A 20,783-nucleotide genomic window follows, 5' to 3' on the forward strand; every position below is an offset into this window, starting at 1 on the left:
GTTGAGTATCCTTAATGAGATAACTTCTCTAAATAAAGGTGATGATATGACAGATATTCCTCATGGCTTAGTAACCGGAAAAGTCGTACACAAGACCGAATGGACGGAGCAACTGTTCTCTCTTCAAGTCAGTGCGCCAGTCTCGCCCTACCAAGCAGGGCAGTTCACTAAGCTGGGATTACTTAACAGTGAAGGTGAGTTTGTTAGACGTGCTTACTCAATGGTGAATGCGCCAGAGCACGAACACGGTCATCAGTCGCTTGAGTTTTTAATTGTTAAGGATCAAAACGGTCAGCTCTCTCCTCAACTTCATCAATTGAAGGTAGGCGACGACATCTTTGTCGGTAAAGACCCAAGTGGGTTCATGACATTAGAGGAGATCCCAGAGATCGCAGATGATCTATGGATGCTTTCAACCGGAACGGCCGTAGGCCCTTTTATCTCTATGCTCGAAAGCCTGTTGATAGAACAACAAGGCAAAGTAGATTTCAAAAAAACAACGTCGTTCAACAACCTTGTGCTGGTTCACGCTGTAAGAACAGAGCAAGACCTCACGTATCAAGATCGAATCAATCAACTCGTTGAACACTTTCAGGGGAAACTTAAGTATGTGCCAATTATTTCTAGAGAATCAGTCACCGGAACTTTGCGCGGACGAATCCCAAGCTTGTTACTTGGAGGCGACCTTGAACGAGCCTCGTCTATCACTATCAACCAAAGACATAGTTTCTTCTATCTTTGCGGTAATCCCCAAATGGTTCGAGACACGAGCGAAGCACTAATATCATTGGGATTACAAAAACACTTACGCAAGAAGCCAGGTCAATTTAGTAGCGAAAACTATTGGTAATCCTGACTGTTAATTTCAATACATAAGTAAAAACACAGTTCGAAAAGAGGTTTTATATGAGTCATTTACGTATTCCGTCACACTGGAAAATTCAACGTTCAACGCCATTTTTCACCAAAGACAACATACCGGCTGCATTGCTTAATCACCACAACACCGCAGAAGGCGTATTCGGCCAGATCTGCGTAATGGAGGGGACGGTCACCTTCTATGGTTTTGCTGATGCCGACGCAACAGAACCAGAAAGTGTGACCAAAATCCAAGCTGGGCAATTTGCCACCAGTCCACCTCAATATTGGCATCGAGTGGAACTGAGTGACGACGCGCAATTCAACATTAACTTTTGGTCAGAAAAAGAGACCAAGAAGATGTTCAACACCCGAAAGTAAGATCCATTCAATATTGATGAACTTATAAGCAAGCTACTTCGTAGTGTGATTTCCGATGTTCAAAAAGTGATGATAGAAGACCAAATAACCATAGTAATTACAGTGACTAATGGTGATAGACAAGACAAAAAAACTCTAGCACACTGGACAAAGTTATTAGTTTTAATCCCGTTTCAGATAATGAATAAGTGGATTATTTATATTTTAGGTAAGAGAGGAAGCCATGCTCAACATTGCTTTTTTTAGCTCAAAATCATACGACGAAAAATCATTTGAACTTGCAAAAGGCGAACTCAACGCCGAGTTCCATTTTCACGATTTTCGACTCACTACAACAACAGCAAAAATGGCGCACGACAACGAAGTGGTTTGTGCGTTTGTAAACGACGACCTATCTCGAGATGTGCTAGAGATTCTAGCGAAAGGCGGCACTAAGCTGATTGCGATGCGCTGTGCAGGTTTTGATAAAGTCGACCTAGACGCAGCCAAAGAGTTTGGCCTTCAAGTGGTTCGCGTTCCGGCTTATTCACCAGAATCGGTAGCAGAACACACGGTCGGCATGATGATGTGTTTGAACCGTAAACTACACAAAGCATACCAACGCACTCGTGATGCGAACTTCTCTCTTGAGGGTTTGGTTGGCTTTAACCTCCACGGTAAAACGGTCGGTGTGATCGGCTCTGGCAAAATTGGTCTAGCAACCATGCGTATTCTGAAAGGTCTAGGCATGAACATCCTATGCTACGACCCGTACCCGAACCCATTGGCAAAAGAACTGGGCGCGAAATACGTAGAACTCGACGAGCTTTATAAAGAGTCTGACGTGATTTCTCTGCATTGCCCAATGAGTAAAGAGAACTACCACCTGTTGGATGCAACGGCATTTGGCAAAATGAAAGATGGCGTGATGATCGTCAACACCAGTCGTGGTGAGTTGCTTGATTCAACCGCTGCAATTGAAGCGTTGAAACAAAGTAAGATTGGTGCGCTTGGCCTTGATGTTTACGACAACGAGAAAGAGCTGTTCTTCCAAGACAAATCTAACGATGTGATTGTCGATGACGTATTCCGTCGCCTATCTGCTTGTCACAACGTATTGTTCACTGGTCACCAAGCTTTCTTAACTAAAGATGCTTTGTTCAATATCGCCAATACAACGCTAACTAGTGTTGATGCCTTCTTTACAGGCAGCACCAGCTGCAACGAACTGGTTTAATAGCTGAGTTGCTCTTAGATTAAATATGAAGCCACGCTAGCCCAAAAAATGAACTCGCGTGGCTCTTTCGTCTATTTAATACGTCTTAGTTCACTGTCTTCAAATGTCTTGACCTTCTGATGATAAAACCAATCATTTGGTAGCGCTTCACAGTGCTTTTTCAACTGAAAAGTCGTTGTAATGACATTATTCAGATAGTAAAAAATCTCACCTATTTATAGTCTATTGATAATAAACAGAACAAGTTTTGTACTTAAGTCTATATTGTTACTCCAAATCAAAACTGAACTTCTAGCCTTTGACAGCACCGGACGTTAGACCTGCAATCAGCTGTCGAGAACTGATAGCAAACAAGATCATCAATGGTAAAACCGCGACCGCAATACCAGTAAACATCGCGCCGTAAGGGATAAGCGCCGTACTGCCTTGCAGTGAACGAAGGGCTAGTGGAAGCGTGAACATCTCCATGTCGTTCATAACAACAAGTGGGCCCATAAAGTTGTTCCATTGGCCAATGAATGTCACCAGACCTAATGTTCCCAATGCTGGTGTGATCAAAGGAATAATGATTCTGAAGAAAATCGAGAATTCACCACACCCATCCATACGAGCCGCTTCAATCAACTCTCTTGGAATTGCAGAGCTGATGTATTGACGCATAAGGAAGATCCCCATCGCACCCACCGCCATTGGAATATATAGCGCTTTTGGTGTGTTCATCCAGCCTAACCAAGACATGATCAAAGCGGTAGGAATCATACTTAAGAACGCTGGCAGCATCATCGTAGCCATTACAAACACGAACAGACGGTTCTTATGTTTAAACTCGAACATTGCGAACGCATAACCTGCCAATGAACAGAACAGTAGATTCAATATCGTCGTAATCAGTGCGATGTAGAATGACCAACCTAAATTCTTCCAAAAGTGCGGAAGATAACCGATCAGAGCGTTAAGGTTCACGCCCAGCTGATCACCAAACCACATTGGCGGTGGGACAGAAAGAATCGCTTGGTTATCGTGAGTCGCAAAGATGAAGATAAAGTAAAACGGTATCAGCATCATCAACGCGCCCATTATGACAAATCCGTACGCGACAAGCTCACTAAGTGTAAATTTGATTTTCATGATTAGCTCTCGCTCTCTTTATCAGCAAAGATTTTGTTATTACCCCACGTAAGGGCCGCAATTATTAAGAATAAGAACCAAGATATTGCTGACGCTGTACCAAAATCACCCTCTTGGAATGCAGTGATGTACATGTGCATCGCGGCCGATTTTGCAGCTTGGTCGATACCACCAGTACCATCGGTAATAATGAATGGTTCTTCAAAGATCTGTAGGCTACCGATAATGGAAAGCGTAACTGCAAAGAACATCATTGGCTTAAGCATAGGCAGCGTAATGTAGAAGAACTGCTTAAGCTTGGTTGCCCCATCAATCGTTGCTGCTTCATAAAGATCTTTAGGAATTGTCTGCATTGCTGATAAGTACAAAATGGTATTCCAACCAACATAGCGCCAGAAAACAACAAACGACACCATCGTCTTAGTGTATTCAGGCTGATTCCAGTCAATATTTTCCGTTGGGAATAAGATCGCAAACGGTTGGAAGTCACCAATGCTGATCGTACCAATAGAGGTCAACATCATGTTGATCAAGCCATAGTCACGAGAGAATAGCGTAGTAAAGATCATCGCTACCGCTACCGTCGAAGTAATGTATGGCAAGAAATACAAACCCATGATGGTATTACGACCACGCTTGAAAGCGGTATGGATAAAGAATGCTAAAGGAATCGCCACTAAGTGCTGTGGAATACCCGAAGCAAGTGCCATCCAAAACGTGTTGTATAGAGATGTATGGAACCAATCATCACCAAGAGTAAAGATGTAGTTCTCAAGCCCTACCCACTCCATTGCACCAAATCCTGCTGCTGGCTCCCAGTAGTGGAACGATAGAAACAGAGAGAACAACATTGGGAATAAACCAAAAATTGCAAATACGATAAAGAATGGGCTGATGAATACGTACGGTATCCACTTGTGGCTATTGGCCTTTAGCTTCTCTATCCGAGAGACAGTTTGTACAGGCTCACTTTTAGTTATAATAGCGTCAGACATAATTACCCCTGCGCAGTGCCAGTAATTGTAAGACCTTCTAGGTCAAACAGGTGTGTACGGTTTAGGTCGAAGTAAAGTTCGATTTGCTGATTTTCTAACTCTTCTAAGCCCGTTGGAGATTCAACTTCCGCCAGAATATTTTGTCCGTCCAAAGAACAGTGAAGGTGGTAATTTGAACCCAGAAGCTCAACCATATTAACGGTGACTGTTAAGGTACCAATATTGTCAGACTGAACCGTTTGACGATTTAGATAGAAATCACTTGGGCGAATACCATATTCGATATCAAATGTTGGCAAATCGTGTGTTTTATTTAACGTAACGGTTTGCTCACCCACTGTCACAATCGTGTCATCTGATGACGTTGCTCGTGCAGAAAGAATGTTCATCTCTGGCGCGCCAATGAATGTCGCCACAAATTTACTGCAAGGCGATTCAAAGATTTCTTTTGGTGTACCTACTTGCGAAACATAACCATCTTTTAAGATAACGACTCGGTCAGCTAAGCTCATTGCTTCAACCTGATCGTGAGTAACATACAGTGTCGTAGTTTTAATCTTCTTATGCATTGCTTTAATCTCAGCACGCATGGTTCCACGAAGTTTAGTATCAAGGTTAGACAGTGGTTCATCAAACAAGAATACCGATGGCACTCGAACCATTGCACGCCCCATAGCAACACGCTGGCGTTGACCACCAGAGAGTGCTTTTGGGTAGCGCTTCAACAAGGGGGTAAGCTCTAACGATTCAGCTACTTCTTTAACGTGTTCAGCGATGACTTCTTTTTTAACACCGGCCATTTTCATTGGGAAACCGATGTTTTTTTCCACTGTCATGTGCGGATACAGCGCGTAGCTTTGGAACACCATCGCAGTGTCGCGATCTTTTGGATGAAGATCATTCACCAAACGATCACCAATTCGAATATCGCCTGAAGTAATGTCTTCTAGACCAGCAAGCATACGAAGTGTCGTTGATTTTCCGCAACCAGATGGGCCAAGAAAAACCACAAACTCACCATTATCGATATGAAGATCGAATTGCTTAACTACTTGCGTTTGACCGTACGCTTTTTTTACGTTTTCGAAAGTAACGGAACTCATTATTTGTACCTTTAGAAAAGTGGAACTTGCTAGCGAGAAACGCGGCTACAAGAGTCGTAGCCGCAAAGTTTATTTATTTTTAAATTAACGACGAGCGCGACGCTTAATCAATTTAGCTGCATCTGACAACGCTTTATCGATATCGACGTTATGGTTAATCACTTTTTCAAATGCATCATCAATAATGCGCTCTGCAATTGGGTCGTGACGGTGAGCTGAAATAGCAGGAATACGCTCTGCCGATTCACGCCAGATCAAGCGCGCTTTCTGATTACCAAGAATGGTCATCTCTTCGTTCATTTCAGGCGCTTGTTGCGCTTCAACAGAAGAAGGGAATGTACCGAACTCTAGTGCTGCAACCTGAGTTTCAACGCGATCAGACATGTACTTAATGAATGTCCACGCTTCTTCTTTATGCTCAGCTCGTGCTGGAATTGATAAGAATGTTCCACCCCAGCTTGCGTAAGTGCCACCTGGTAGTTGCGCAGTACGCCAATAATCAGTATCAGGAGAGATAAAGTCACGAATGTGTCCAACAAACCAAGACCCGAACATTTGAGTCGCGATATCACCACGGCGCAGACCTTCGTTCCACTCGGTACTCCACTGGTTTACTTCTGCAGACAAGTCGTTACCAAACAGCTCTTTGCCGACACGGAACGCTTCTTTGAAACGGTCACTTTCAACTAAGATCTTATTGTCTTCACCAAAATAAACGGACTGACCTTCGTCTAAACCGCTTCGTAGTACAATTTTCATTGCTGTCGAAGCGTTATCAACAATGTAGCTGCCGTTGTTCTCTTTTAGCTTTTTGCCCATTTCGACAAAGCTATCCCAATCTTTCAGCATCTCTTCAGCGCTAATTCCTGCTGATTCCAACACATCAGAACGGTAAAAAATCGTGCCCGGACCAATATCCACAGGAATAGCCACTTGCTCACCGCGGTTATTTTTACCTAGTGGTACAGTAAATGGTGAGAATCTCTCGGCGAAACTACCCGCATTATAAGGGGCTTGGTTTAGATCTTCTAAGCCACCAGCATTTGCTAAACGACCAATGAAGCCCACTTCTAGTGCAGCAACATCAGGTACGTTAGCGCCTGTAGACAGTGATGTTGTCAGAGCGGTGTGGTGATCTTGGAACGACAGCGATCGTAGGTTAATTTTGATGTTCGGATATTGTTTTTCAAAATCAGGCGTAATCAAGCGAACAACTTGGTCATAGTTTGCAAATGCAGCGACATTAAGTGTCACTTGCTCTCCAGCAAGCGCAGCCGTAGAAAATAGAGCCGCAGCGATAACGCCAGATACAGTGCTTAATTGTAACTTTTTCATACCTATCCTTATTGTTTGTAGAGTATTCGGCTTTAACACCGTATTAGCTATTAAGAGCGTCAACAGAAATAATCTTCATATCAGTAAAGTGAACAGGGCCTAATGAGTTATAGAACCCAATTCCACCGCATTTGAATGTCTCTGGCATCGCTGCGTCTTTAACACTAAAGGTATCAACACCATTTATTGAACATTCAAAATGGTCATCTACAGCCTTGACCTTAAACTCATAAGCATTATGCGGTTGCCACTCAAACGGGGCGACAGCGATAATACGAGATTCACCAAATGATTCATGCATCAAAATAGCGGTGTCATCTTTTGTCAGTTCTATTCGGTAATAACGTGTGAGGCCGAGGTAGCGAACGATAGGACCAAACGCATTTTTTGTTTGCGGTACCAAGCGAATGCTCAGTTCATAGTCTTCAAAATCTTGGCTACCAAATGCGAATACACCAGGGTCTGTGATGTCATCATTTACGAAACGGTAGATGTCTTGATTATCAAACTTGATTTTGGTGTCCATCGTATTAATGAAACTACTTTCCCAAATTTCATGGTGCGGCGTATTATCAAAACCAATCGTCTGAGTCGGCGTACCTGTCCAGTCTAGAGAGTGAAGCTTGATTTGACCGTGTTGCGAGCTTTCTATAGTACCGGTAATCTCGATGCCAATATTCGCAATCATCTTGAAGTTAGCCTGAGGAATCGCCCATTGAAGGCTATTTCGCTCACCAGCATTTAATCGCACAAACTCGCTTGAAACTGTCGTGATGTTTAGCGCTGTATCGTACATTTCGATAAACAAACGAACATCGACGTCAGCATTTGCTTCTTTTGTAAGTTCAAGTTCCGCGACAACATCTTGACCAGGATAAAGCGTTGGGCTGCCAACAACATGGTAAGATGATTCGTTAACCTTGCATTCTTTGTCTGTATGCGTGGCTGTTTTGACTTTCAGTGGAACACCGGAAATCAGATTTTTGTAATCAATCGTCAATGCACTATCTGGATTAGACAGTGCCGCTGTTCTTACATGGTTATGTTTGCTGTCTAATTGGAAGCCTTGGACTGCGCCCGGAAGAGAGAAGTGGAAACGCGGTTTTTTCGGTAGTGTTTCACCGGTATGCCAGCGGACAACCAATTCCATCATTTTGTCTGCTTCACGCAGCGCATCTGAAATATGTTCATGAATGTGAGCTGTAGGTAACAAGATACGATCAGCAACAGGACCACGCCAGTCATAACCGTCATTAATACTGTCTAGGTCTAAACGAATGCCGTTAATACAACCAACGTTTGCTGCATTACAGTCTGTATCCCACCCTGCGGTATTAACAATCATCATCGCTTTGTGGAAGTTGTCTTGTCCATAAAGTAGAGAAAGGATGATCAATCCATGATTAGGAACAACATGGCATGTACCGTCAAATTTATCGTAGCCATACTTTTCGCGAAGTTGAGTAAAAGCGTAGCGCCAATCCTGTGGGTTTTCACTGTGCCATTGGCGCACATCTGCAATGACTTTTTGGATGATACTGTCTTGGCTAATATGACTCAGTGCCGAATCAATCAATGTATCTAGATTCGTTTCGTTAAATGCTAAGGATTCGATCACAGCAATAACAACTGCAGCGTCAACCGAAGCACCATCGTGGCTAACTAAACCAGCTTCACGAGCCATATTTGCTGCTCTATCCGGCATATTTGGGTTAAGCATTCCCCAACCGTCAATGAAGATTTGAGCGCCAATTTGCTCCGCGACTGTTTGTCCGTTCGTTTTGATTGAACCACTTTTTGGGGCTGGAATACCATTTTTTAGATTTTGCCAAGCTGTATGCTCAGTTGATTGACCATACCCGCCCCACCAAAGAACGGTTTTCCCTTTGATCAGGATATCTAACCAAGTTTGACCGATATGTACTGAAGAGAAGTCCTTACGAAATAAATGATCTTCTAGAGCATGAGTGAACATAAATGTACCGGTAATATCATCATCGCTACAAATCAAAGGGTGATTGACTTCTTCGTTTACATAGCAATTGATATCGCCAAAGGTTTTACTTATTTGACTATAATCCCAACCCTCGAAAGGCCTTCCAACATATACACCGACAATCTTACCTAGTATTCCAGAATATATTTTACGGTATAAACCTTTGCTATACATCATACCTCCAACGCTATTAATATTATTGTTACTTTATATTTAAGGAAGCAATAAAGAACTTCTCATCTGATGCGGATGATACAGAGTTATACCTATATAAATTGTGATCCAAGCACTAAAAGTTATTCTCGAGCCATTTACACCATCAAAAAACAATTCACAGTAAACAACTGATAAATAACAATTAAAATCAATTAAAACTGAATGATTTCACGCATTACTGGTTGAAAACGATTTACGTCACGCTAATACGGCCTATATTTGAACAAAATTCATACAACTTCATAATTCACATCACTCGCAATTATCCACCATCGCTAACCTCGTACTAGAAGAATAATAAATTTCACAATAAATCACTGAATTTATATAAAAAAATATTGATAGCATAAAAACAATTCATGGAATCATACTAAAATGTGTACCGAATTTAGTTTTGAGTAATATAAAACCTTGAGTCATAAGAACAAGATCACGATCACAAACAAAAGGGGAATTTCAAAGGTAGTATCCGCCGTATTAGAAATCCATCAATTTATATTATTTAGGTGTTTATAATGACAATTAAAAATAGTCTTCCTTATTTTAAGGATTGGCCAACGATTGAATCAGCTATTAAGAAAGATCCTATTATTGAAGATAAAATAATTGAAATTCTTCAACAAATGACACTAGAAGAAAAAGTTGGACAGATGATCCAACCTAACCTGCGTGAAGTGACACCTGAAGAAGTGTACGAATATAAACTCGGTTCGATTCTTAACGGTGGCGGCGCTTGGCCAAACGAAAACAAACATGCTTCTGCTCAAGATTGGGCTGATTGCGCAGATACGTTCTGGGAAGCAACAGAAAAAATGTTTGAAGGTCGTGGCTTTAGAATACCTTTTGTATGGGCAACCGATGCGGTTCATGGTCACAACAACGTATTCGGGTCAACAGTCTTTCCTCATAACATCGGATTGGGATGTGCTCGAGATCCTGAACTAATCCATAGTATTGGTGAAGTAACCGCTCGTGAAGTTGTAGCAACCGGCCTTGATTGGACATTTGCACCAACCGTAGCAACACCACGTGATTATCGTTGGGGCCGCGTTTATGAAGGTTACTCTGAAGATCCTGCAGTGACCTTCGAGTATGCCGCGAAAATGGTACAGGGCTTACAAGGTGACGCGGAGCAATTAAAAAGCGAGGAACGTGTTCTTTCAAACGTTAAGCACTTTGTCGGTGACGGTGGTACACGCACAGGTATCGATCGTGGTGTAAATGGCTACAGTGAAGAGCTCCTGATCAACATCCATGCGATGGGTTACTTTAGTGGCCTAGAAGCAGGTGCACAGGTGGTCATGTCTTCTTTCAATAGCTGGGAAGATAATGCGAACTATGACCATTCACCTGAACAAGGTGAAGAATACAACCTAAAAATTCACGGAAGTAAGTACCTGCTTACCGACGTACTTAAAGAAAAAATGGGCTTTGATGGCCTAATTGTTACCGATTGGAACGGCCATGCAGAGGTAAGTAAGTGTACCGATACTGACGCCGTTTACGCGATTAATGCGGGAAATGATGTTCTTATGGTTCCAGTTCGTGAACACTGGAAAGGGGTGATAAAATCAACCTTGTCAGCAGTAAATAGCGGCGTTATTTCTATGGCTCGTATTGACGATGCCGTTACCCGCATTCTGCGTGTGAAAATGCGTGCTGGATTATGGAATAAGCCTCGCCCTAGCCTACGCCAATTTGCTGGAAAACAAGCGCAACTTGGTGCTCAATCTCACCGTGAGATTGCCCGTGAGTCTGTGCGTAAATCTCTTGTCTTGCTTAAAAACAACAATGATATTCTTCCTCTATCTCGTGACCAGAAAATCATTCTAACCGGCAGCGCTGCTAACGATTTACAAAAACAATCCGGTGGTTGGAACCTAACCTGGCAAGGGGATGAAAATACACTCGACGATTTCCCTGGTGCAACAACCGTTAAAATGGCACTTGAAGCTGAACTTGGAACAGAGAACGTAACCTTTGACCTAGATTTAAGTTCAGATATTAAAGCAGGTGATGTCGCTGTCGTTGTGTTTGGCGAAGATCCTTACGCTGAAATGATGGGAGATATCAAAGCGTGGCAATCGCTGGAGTTTTCAAAGCTCAAACGCAGCTATAGATCGGATTGCGAGAAAGTCGCTAAATTAAATAAGCAGGGCGTTAAAGTCATTAGCATTTTCTTTAGTGGTCGTCCTCTTTACCTCAACGAAGAAATCGCTCAATCAGAAGCATTCGTAGCCGCTTTCCTTCCTGGTAGCGAAGGCATGGGTATCACCGATGTCCTCATTCGTGATGAAAATGACAATATTCGTTATGACTTTGTTGGTCAACTTTCATACTCTTGGCCAAACAAAAAGCGCAGTGTGACAGTTAACCGCATTCCACAGCACATACCTAACTATGTTTGCCCAGAGAACGAGCAAGATCCAAACGGTGAACACGCTCCACTGTTCGAATACGGATACGGCCTTAACTATACTGATCGTAAGCAAACACGCGACCTTGATAACATTGAACTGGATATTGATGTTGTAAACCAAACAGAAACGGCAACTGAATCTAAGCATCTGTACGGGGTTCGTTCAAACATTGGCGACTACAACTTAAAAATCTCAGACCTCGGACATTGGATCGGTTCTGAAGTTTCAAGAAACAACCCAATGGCGATTGAAGCGATTAACACCGAACCCTATAACTATGAACAGCAACAAGATGCGATTAAGGTCAACTTTAATGAGCAATTTGGCGCGACGTATATCCAAGTCGGAGACGGTTCGGTAGAAGATTTCTCTCAATATCGTAACGGGTCAATTACCTTTGAAATTAAAGTAAAAGAGGCACCAACCGAGCCTGTTAAATTGTCACTACAGAAATGGACTAAGAACGAAGAGCCAATTGGAGTCGCATCTGTTGATATTACTGAGCTATTAATTGAAAGCGATGATTTTATTAAAGTCTCTGTTCCTTGTCAGGCCTTTATCGACCAAGGTGTTGACTTACGATATTTAGATACACCATTTATGCTGTATACAAAAGGTAAGCTTAATGTTGTCCTTGCAAATATCTCATGGAATGCCTAATAATTTAATTTCTGTCACATGTAATTTTTTATAATTAAAAAAAAGCCCACAAAAATACGTGGGCTTTTATTTTCCTTGACAAAAAAATAGAAAAAACAGTTCAATAAATATATTGACCCTCATCTCACATAGAGAAACAGTCATGAAACCAAGCAAGGGAGATTTAATTTATTCCAATAAAAACATAAAGTTAACCATGAACCGTTTTGATATGGTAAATATAAAGCCATTTTAAAAACTCTATTCTCCTCACATTAAACTACCTATAACAAAATATAGAATACTTCCATCCAATCAGTAGGGTTAGCCGATAAAAAAACAGGCTTAAACACTGACAATAATTAATAAAATCTTTTATTAATTAGTCCTTTAATAAATATAGGTATAAAATGAAATTTAAACCAACTAAAATAGCCTTAGCTTGTGGTGCAATGCTTTTCACATCAAGTGCAATGGCAACCTCTGATATTGATTTCTTTGGTTACATGCGTGCTGGTGCTCATATTTCACCAAACAGCAGTAACGGAAATGGTCACCCTGATTACATATCCGCTGAAGGTGCCGCGGGTAAATATCGCTTAGGTAACGAAGACGATTGGCTAGAGTTTGGTCTTAAATCAGATCTTTTCTCTGAAGGTAGTCAACGCGGAGAAATTGGCGTCATGATAGGTTCTTGGCATGATGTTCAAGAGTTTGGTGGTGGCATCTCTGACTCTTTCGATGTGATGCAAGTTTGGGGACAACTGCACGGTGTGTTCGGCAGCGACGTAACAAGTATGTGGGCGGGTAAACTCTACCCACGTTCTATTGCTGATGACATGCTAGATTACGAGTATTGGGATAACTACGGCCGTGGCTTTGGTCTTCGTGACATCGAATTGCCAGGTATGTTGATGGATGTCACTTATAACTACAACAACGGCGAGATGACAAACCCCGGTGATACACCAGCAGAAGATGAGCGATTCATTACCGCTGTCCACCTTCCAGAGCTACGTGTTCATAACATCGAAGTACCGGGCGGTAAGCTAGCACTTGGTGTTAACCTTGCTAGTGTCGTTGATGATGAAGTTTTAAAAGAGACCGTCACGAACGCTCAAACGACCGGTTACATGTTAACGGCTTCTCACCGCGGTAACTTTGCGGGTTTTGATAACATCTTAACGTTGCAATATACCGACGGTATTGGTGTTGCTGGTTGGTCTGGAACTCAGATCGTTAACGTTGAAGCACCTGGCAGCAGTGTTCGACTGTTTAACCACGGTAACTACACATTCAACGACAAGTGGAGCGCTGGCTATTCTATTGCATTCGAAGACATTGACATGGACTTTGATAACAAAGATGGCAAAGAATGGTTCAATGCGGGTATTCGCCCACGCTACAACTGGAGCTCGTTCACTCAAACTGAGGTAGAACTTGGTTACCAACAAGCAAAATCAAAGACTTATGATGGTACAAATACATCAGCTAAAGCGACACTTTCTCAAAAATTCCATTTTGGTGATGTACCTCATATCCGCTTATACGTAACATACGCAGAGAAAGACACGCATTGGAGCGAAGTCTCTTTTGGCGAGCACTCTTCCGTAGCAAACGACAAGTTCGACTCTGTTAGCTTCGGCGCTCAGTTTGAAGCTTGGTGGTAATAAGTAACCCCATCTTGATTTTCTGCCTAGTCCATAGGGCATATTAAAAAGAAAAGGCAGCTACTTTTCTAAGTAGCTGCCTTTTTATCTCTGCCAAAGTCTAAAATATTCAGTCTAGGTGGACTCTCGAATAATAAGCTGTATTGTTGGCATCTTATATTTCGGTTTATTACCTGATATCAGATCCAATATGTATGCTATGGATAACTCGCCCATTTTCTCAAAAGGTAACCGAACAGTGGTAAGCGGTGGAACGGTATAACTTGAAAGTGGCATATCATCATACCCTATTAGAGCCACATCTTTAGGTACGTATAGTCCCTCTCGATAGAGACCGTGCATGGCACCAAATGCACTTTCATCATTACAAGCAAATATTGCTGTGAACTCATGATTATTAGAGACAAGTTGACGAACAGCTTGGCTACTTTTTTCTGAGTCAAAATCACCCCAAGTGACTAAATCATGCTCCACTGAAAGCCCTGCACTTTCCATTGCCCTAACAAAACCAGAGTAACGAGCATCTGCATCGCTGTTATCTTTCGGCCCTCTAAGATGTACGATATTTCGATGACCTTTTTGAATCAAATGGTTTACAGCTAAATAGGCTCCCAGTTCATTATCCATACTTAATTGCGGTAACTTTTTTTTGCCATGATTATTTGTCGATAATGCCGGTGTTCCAAAGATTAATGTTGGAGCACCTTTTAATAACTGACTTATTTCCTTCTCGCTTAGAAATGAGCCAATAACGATCATGCCATCCACTTTTTTAGCAACCATATCTTTAAGGATTCGACGCTCACGATCAATGTCGTAATTACTCACTTCTACATTAATTCGATAAACATGTTTTGATACCGCTCGATTCATTCCTGAAAATATACTGGTTACGTGATTGCTATCGTAACTAGGTGAAAGCACACCAATAACCATTGTTCGAGCCGCGGCTTGAGTATGAGGTTTCTTTTGTTCATATCCAAGTTCACTCATTGCATTTTCAATAGCCTGAACTTTTTCCTTTTCAATAAATGAACTGCGATTAAGGTATCTCGAAACAGTACTAGGTGAAACGTTAGCGTGCGTAGCTATCATTCTAGATGTTACTTTTCCCATATTTTCATACCCCTAATAAATCATTAGTACCAACACACTAATCGTTATAGATCATATTAATATTCACTCCATAAAATCCAATCCAAAATCACAAAATATAGTTCTCTGACAAATAAATGACTTTATTTATTTTATAAAACAAATAAAGTCATAAACCATATAAATGCTTAATTAGGATTATCGCAATGCCAATGATAAAAAGTCGATTATTTATAACTTAATCGACGCGGCAGCTAAACGCAGAAATGACAATCCTCGGAATCCAAACCGTAAACGCCTTTGCGAATGGCCAGATGCTCTGCACCTGCCTTCACGCCCATATGATAACCTGCGTCCAGAACAGTTTGATCCATGGTTAATCGCTTAACCGCGAACGCTTCCGGTGGCGCAATCACCTTGATGGTCGCATCTTTTGGAGGGTTACGAATGAACTCTAAAGATTGGTTGTAGTTTTCAGCACGTACCGCCATCGATTCCGCAATGTTTGGGAATTTCTTTAACAGTTTTTTCAGCATCCACTGATACTTCTGCGGCTTCATTCGGTAGCTTAATGGGTGCGAAAGAATCACGGTAATGTCTCGCGCACCACGACGATATGCTTCGCGAACCGGAATAGAGTCGGCTACGCCACCATCGGTATAGCAACCACCAGAAAAGCAAGGTGTTTCACGGTAAGCGATAGGTAGAGCCGTTGTTGCTTCAACCACGTTAGAAAGGTTTTCAGGCTTGATATGATAGTAATCGGCACTGCCAGTATCGACGTTAGTTACAGCAGCAATTAAAGGAACACTTGAGAACAGCTGACCGCAATCAAGCGGATAACGTTGGTTAGATTCATCCCACAACCACTTAACGTCGACCAAATTGCCACCTTTAGCAAAGCGAGCAGGGTTAAAGAACGTCTTATCGGTCGCCATAGTGGTGATCACGTTATAGCTGCGTTTAGGCGCTTGAGATAAGTAGCCAACCAGATTGGACACACCTGCAGACACGCCAATGGCAAAATCATAAGGACGGAAATCGTCTTGCATAAAGGCGTCCAAAACTCCGGCAGCGAAGATGCCTCTCATAGCCCCACCTTCAACGATTAATGCGCTTTTACTCATCTCAAACTCTATTACTTTATAAACTGATGGCTGTAGGATAATCCCGTCCATTTTATAAAGATAATGGGATGTGTTTATCAATTCGATAGGTAAAAACTATCAATAGAAATGATGCTAATTTTCAAGTAATTAGTACTACTTACATGGCTCACCTAATACACAGCATGATCAAAAAAGACCATTGAGTGATTCACTCAACGGCCTTTCATTTAACTAATCAAACTTATTGATTACGACTTAAATTCGCTTACATCGATTTCAAGCAGTTTACCAATGCCTTCACCGTAAGCTGGATCGGCTTTGTAACAGTGTCTTAAGTGACGCAGTTGAATCTCTTTAGGCACGCCACCTAAGTTACGCGCTGTGTTATCAAACAGAATCGCTTGTTTCTCTGGCGTCATCAGGCGGAACAAGTCACCCGGTTGCGAGAAGTAATCTTCATCTTCGCGGTGATCCCAGTGCGCTGCAGCACCATCTAGGTTCAATGCCGGTTCTGCAAAGTCTGGTTGCTCTGCCCATTGGCCTTCGTTATTTGGTTCATAGCCAAGTGTGCTACCAAAGTTACCATCGACACGCATCGCACCATCACGGTGGTAGCTGTGGACAGGACAACGAGGTGCGTTCACTGGGATATGCTGATGGTTAACACCCAAACGGTAGCGCTGTGCATCACCGTAAGCAAACAAGCGACCTTGCAGCATCTTGTCTGGTGAGAAGCTTATACCCGGAACCACATTTGCAGGGTTGAATGCAGACTGCTCAACTTCAGCGAAGAAGTTTTGTGGGTTACGGTTCAATTCAAACTCACCCACTTCAATCAATGGGTAATCTGCGTGTGGCCAGATCTTAGTAAGGTCGAACGGGTTGTAAGACACTTTCGCTGCGTCCGCTTCTGGCATCACTTGTACTTTCAACGTCCATTTAGGGAAGTCTTGGTTGTCGATGCTGTCTAGTAAATCACGTTGGTGGCTCTCGCGATCATTACCGATCACTTGTGCCGCTTCTGCATCAGACAAGTTCTTAATACCTTGCTGAGATTTGAAGTGGAATTTCACCCAGAAACGCTCGTTGTCTGCGTTAATAAAGCTGAACGTGTGGCTACCAAAACCGTGCATGTGGCGGTAAGTAGCAGGAATACCACGGTCACTCATCACGATGGTAATTTGGTGAAGCGCTTCAGGCAGAGAAGTCCAGAAATCCCAGTTGTTTTTCGCGTTGCGCATATTGGTGCGAGGGTCACGCTTAACTGCATGGTTTAGATCTGGAAACTTAAGAGGATCACGAAGGAAGAATACTGGCGTGTTGTTACCCACCATGTCCCAGTTACCTTCTTCAGTATAAAACTTCAATGCAAATCCGCGGATATCACGCTCAGCATCAGCGGCGCCGCGCTCACCGGCAACCGTTGTAAAACGTGCAAACAGGTCGGTCTTTTTGCCTATTTCAGAAAACAGTTTTGCCTTGGTGTATTTGGTAATGTCGTGCGTAACAGTAAATGTACCGTAAGCGCCTGAACCTTTCGCGTGCATACGACGCTCTGGAATGACTTCGCGGTCAAAATGCGCCATTTTTTCTAAAAACCAAACATCTTGAAGAAGTTGAGGACCGCGCTTACCCGCAGTTTGAACATTCTGGTTATGAGCAACAGGACAACCCGCAGCTGTAGTTAGTTTTTTACTCATGATCAATTCCTTATTACCATTTAGGTACAGCATCTTTGCTGCACCTTCACTTCTGTATGGTGGTTATTCATCACACAAAACCACGCAGCAATTAAGGATATAGAATAAGCCTGACTCAAAGTAAAATATAATCGTTTGTAATTATCGTTATCATGGATAAAACCTATCAAATTAATGATCTAAATCATAATCATTCAACATTGATAATAATATTTATAATATAATAATCATAAGGTTAGGTAACATCACAACCAAATTTTGAATTCACTCACTCTTATAACAACTCACTATTTTTGCGATATTTTGTGACCTAACCGTAAAGTCGCAGCGATATTTCTTGCCGTTCTTGTTAAGTTAAGCTCCGACTCTTGTAATACTTTTGCCAAAGTTTGCGGCGATCTTACCGTTCCGAACAAGCTGCTCATTTCACCATATAAGGCTTCGACTTCTGTGCCTAATGACCCTGCAATGCCTATAGTCGGAATGCCCTGTAAACTCGCACGTTTGGCAATGCCGTAAGGTGTTTTTCCTTGTAGAGTTTGATTGTCCATCTGCCCTTCACCGGTAATCACAAGGTCTGCGCCTTTCAACACGTCATCGGCTTGCAAAACATCGAGAACCATCTCAATGCCAGGTTTAATCTGCATATTGAATAGCAAACCAAGTCCCATCGGCGTGCCACCAGCCGCGCCATAACCCGTGCGCTTGTTAATGGGTTCATCGCCACCAACACAACCTTGCGATTCAGCAATTTTTGCAAAGTTCGCAAGCGCCTTATCAAGCATCAAAACTTGCTCTGGTGTCGCCCCTTTTTGCGGGCCGAATATATGGCTAGCACCGTTATCACCACACAGCGGATTATCCACATCGCACGCGACGATCAGCTCGATACCAGCACAACGTGAATCTAGGTCTAAAAGGTCAATAGATGTTAACTCCGTTAACGCAGCACCACCTCGGCTAAGCTCACGTCCTTTACTATCTTGCCCTTTGCTAACTAACAAGCGTCCACCTAACGCTTGTACAATGCCTGCACCACCATCGTTGGTCGCACTACCACCCAATCCGAGAATGATCGTTTGAGCACCCTGCTCTATCGCTTCTAAAATCAACTGCCCAGTGCCAAAAGACGAAGCAATCAACGGATCACGCTGCTCTGGCGTCAGCAAATCCAAACCAGATGCGGCAGCAATTTCAATCAATGCCGTTTTGTTGGGATTGCGATCGGATGGTTCAAGCATCGCCCATTCAGCATTAACCAATGCGCCCAATGGCCCTTCCACTTGATGGGTTCGCTTTTGTCCTGCTAAACCTTGTAGCAATACATCTACTGTTCCTTCACCACCATCAGCCAAAGGTAAAGTCACATAGTCAGCGTCAGGAAAGATTTCACGAAAGCCCTTTTCAATACAAGCCGCCACCGATACCGCTGATAAAGATTCCTTAAACGAGTCTGGTGCAATAACAATTTTCATAGAGGTTGATCCGTAAGTGTTACCAATGAGCTTAAAAAAGAGAAATCACACCAAATAGTATAAAAGCTCCCTAATTAGTGCGCCCCAAAGCTGCCATTTGTTGTGACGTCCCTTTTAGTTTTGACGACGGTAAAAGCGAGATCCGTAAAGTTACTGTTCCTTAATATCTCCACATTTTGCAAAGTTGGGACGAAACAACAATCAATTGACCACAGATATTTGATTGAAATCCAATATGGATCACACCATTTGTTCCACATTACGGAATTTATCAGTCTTTTTGTTTCACTTTTTAACCAGTTAACAGTTATTAGAGAAAAACTTAATAAGGAAATATTTCGTAACTTTGCTCACAGAATATTTTCGGAATAACAACAATAATTCATTCCGTATTATGGAATTCAACTTATCGGAGAACACAGATGCCTTTAGTATCAACTGAAAAACTACAACAAGAATACGAACGAATCCTTTTGGCTCGCGATATGAAACCAGAGATGGCAACCAAGCTTGCGGCCGGCTTTGTTGAAATGGCAAACGAGGGTACTTACTCACATGGCATCAACCGTTTTCCTGTGTTCATTGACCAAGTAGATAAAGGTCAAATCAAATTAAATGCAGAACCTGAATGCGTTAACAGCATGGGTGCACTAGAGCAATGGGATTGTAACTACGGCCCTGGCGTTCTTAACGGCCTTATCTGTGCAGAACGTGCAATGGAATTGGCTCGTGACTACGGCATTGGCATGGTCGGTATGCGTAACTCAAACCACTGGATGCGTGGCGGTGCTTACGTATTGAAAATGGCTCGTGAAGGTTTCGCAGGAATTGCATCGACAAACTCAATCGCAGTAATGCCTGCATGGGGTGGCAAAGATCACCGTATTGGTTCAAACCCTCTCATCATGGCGGTTGCGGGCGATCCACCCGTGGTTGTTGACTGTTCAATGAGTCAGTTCTCTTACGGGCAGCTACAAAACTTCGTGCTCGCTGACAAAGAGCTACCTGTTGTTGGTGGCTTTGACAATGAAGGTGAACTCACTAAAGACCCGCATGTGCTTTGGGAAAACAAACGCCTACTTCCAATGGGTTTCTGGAAAGGTTCATCAATGGCCATCGTACTAGACATGATGCTTACGGCAATCACTGGCGGCCACTCAGTACCAGCGCTGACTGAAGATATGGGTGGTGAGTTTGGTGTATCTCAATTCCTTATCGCTATCGACCTAAGCAAAACAATGGATCAAAGCACTTACGCACAAGAGATGAAGCGCATCCGTGATTACGTGCTTGAGTCAGAGCCTGCAGAAAGTGGCTCAGTGATGATTGCTGGTTCTGAAATTGAAAACTTCATCAAGAAACACGAAGCAGCTGGCGGCATTGAAATCAACGATGGGATTTGGGAACAAATTACGTCTCTGTAATTAGCCAAAGGTAGGGAAAACGT

The 20,783-nt window shown here is 42.6% G+C and carries 15 protein-coding genes; 6 read left to right on the forward strand and 9 right to left on the reverse strand.

Features of this window, described 5'->3' with window-relative positions; translation table 11 throughout:
* Positions 1-46: 46 nt before the first annotated feature.
* The 3 genes from ED652_RS02400 (at position 47) to ED652_RS02410 (ending at position 2,455) form a co-directional block, all read left to right on the forward strand.
* The gene (locus tag ED652_RS02400) at positions 47-850 is read left to right on the forward strand and encodes a ferredoxin--NADP reductase (protein ID WP_122053386.1); all 804 of its coding nucleotides are present in this window, start codon (positions 47-49) and stop codon (positions 848-850) included.
* A 56-nt stretch (positions 851-906) separates the two neighbouring features.
* Positions 907-1,239 carry a DUF1971 domain-containing protein gene (locus tag ED652_RS02405; protein WP_102299240.1) on the forward strand — a complete coding sequence of 111 codons (333 nt, stop codon included), beginning with the start codon at positions 907-909 and terminating at the stop codon, positions 1,237-1,239.
* A 223-nt stretch (positions 1,240-1,462) separates the two neighbouring features.
* The gene (locus tag ED652_RS02410) at positions 1,463-2,455 is read left to right on the forward strand and encodes a 2-hydroxyacid dehydrogenase (RefSeq protein ID WP_122053387.1); all 993 of its coding nucleotides are present in this window, start codon (positions 1,463-1,465) and stop codon (positions 2,453-2,455) included.
* Positions 2,456-2,746: 291 nt separating this feature from the next.
* On the opposite strand, the gene ED652_RS02415 is transcribed toward ED652_RS02410, so the two are convergent.
* The 5 genes from ED652_RS02415 to ED652_RS02435 all read right to left on the reverse strand — a co-directional run bounded on the left by ED652_RS02415 (position 2,747) and on the right by ED652_RS02435 (position 9,189).
* On the reverse strand, positions 2,747-3,583 hold the full coding sequence (locus tag ED652_RS02415) for a carbohydrate ABC transporter permease (protein ID WP_060980646.1): 837 nt from the start codon (positions 3,581-3,583) through the stop codon (positions 2,747-2,749).
* A gap of 2 nt (positions 3,584-3,585) precedes the next feature.
* Complete coding sequence (locus tag ED652_RS02420) at positions 3,586-4,578, reverse strand: carbohydrate ABC transporter permease (RefSeq protein WP_102431446.1); 993 nt, start codon at positions 4,576-4,578, stop codon at positions 3,586-3,588.
* Positions 4,579-4,580: 2 nt separating this feature from the next.
* On the reverse strand, positions 4,581-5,681 hold the full coding sequence (locus ED652_RS02425; RefSeq protein WP_102431447.1) for an ABC transporter ATP-binding protein: 1,101 nt from the start codon (positions 5,679-5,681) through the stop codon (positions 4,581-4,583).
* A gap of 84 nt (positions 5,682-5,765) precedes the next feature.
* Entirely contained in the window at positions 5,766-7,016 is a 1,251-nt protein-coding gene (locus ED652_RS02430) for an ABC transporter substrate-binding protein (protein ID WP_122053388.1), read from the reverse strand.
* A 43-nt stretch (positions 7,017-7,059) separates the two neighbouring features.
* Entirely contained in the window at positions 7,060-9,189 is a 2,130-nt protein-coding gene (locus tag ED652_RS02435; RefSeq protein ID WP_102431449.1) for an ADP-ribosylglycohydrolase family protein, read from the reverse strand.
* 554 nt (positions 9,190-9,743) lie between these two features.
* On the opposite strand from ED652_RS02435, the gene ED652_RS02440 reads away from it, so the two are divergent.
* Positions 9,744-12,308, forward strand: a complete 2,565-nt coding sequence (locus tag ED652_RS02440) for a glycoside hydrolase family 3 protein (RefSeq protein WP_122053389.1) — start codon at positions 9,744-9,746, stop codon at positions 12,306-12,308.
* Between the two features lie 389 nt (positions 12,309-12,697).
* Entirely contained in the window at positions 12,698-13,957 is a 1,260-nt protein-coding gene (locus tag ED652_RS02445) for a carbohydrate porin (protein WP_122053390.1), read from the forward strand.
* Positions 13,958-14,071: 114 nt separating this feature from the next.
* Here the strand turns inward: ED652_RS02445 and ED652_RS02450 are convergent, their stop codons facing one another.
* The 4 genes from ED652_RS02450 to ED652_RS02465 form a co-directional block, all read right to left on the reverse strand.
* Positions 14,072-15,073 (reverse strand): LacI family DNA-binding transcriptional regulator, encoded by a 1,002-nt coding sequence (locus ED652_RS02450; RefSeq protein ID WP_122053391.1) that lies wholly within the window; start codon positions 15,071-15,073, stop codon positions 14,072-14,074.
* A gap of 233 nt (positions 15,074-15,306) precedes the next feature.
* Positions 15,307-16,179 carry a patatin family protein gene (locus tag ED652_RS02455; RefSeq protein WP_102312584.1) on the reverse strand — a complete coding sequence of 291 codons (873 nt, stop codon included), beginning with the start codon at positions 16,177-16,179 and terminating at the stop codon, positions 15,307-15,309.
* Between the two features lie 230 nt (positions 16,180-16,409).
* Positions 16,410-17,861: a catalase gene (locus tag ED652_RS02460; RefSeq protein WP_122053462.1), complete on the reverse strand. Its 1,452-nt coding sequence runs from the start codon at positions 17,859-17,861 to the stop codon at positions 16,410-16,412.
* A gap of 287 nt (positions 17,862-18,148) precedes the next feature.
* A complete protein-coding gene (locus ED652_RS02465) occupies positions 18,149-19,336 on the reverse strand; it encodes a glycerate kinase (RefSeq protein ID WP_122053392.1) in 1,188 nt (395 codons plus the stop codon).
* A gap of 422 nt (positions 19,337-19,758) precedes the next feature.
* Here ED652_RS02465 and yiaK point away from each other — a divergent pair, with 422 nt between their 5' ends.
* Positions 19,759-20,760 (forward strand): 3-dehydro-L-gulonate 2-dehydrogenase, encoded by a 1,002-nt coding sequence (gene yiaK, locus ED652_RS02470; RefSeq protein WP_017078567.1) that lies wholly within the window; start codon positions 19,759-19,761, stop codon positions 20,758-20,760.
* Positions 20,761-20,783 lie beyond the last annotated feature (23 nt).

It is taken from the genome of Vibrio sp. Evd11 (genome assembly GCF_900382755.1).
Classification (GTDB): domain Bacteria; phylum Pseudomonadota; class Gammaproteobacteria; order Enterobacterales; family Vibrionaceae; genus Vibrio; species Vibrio lentus.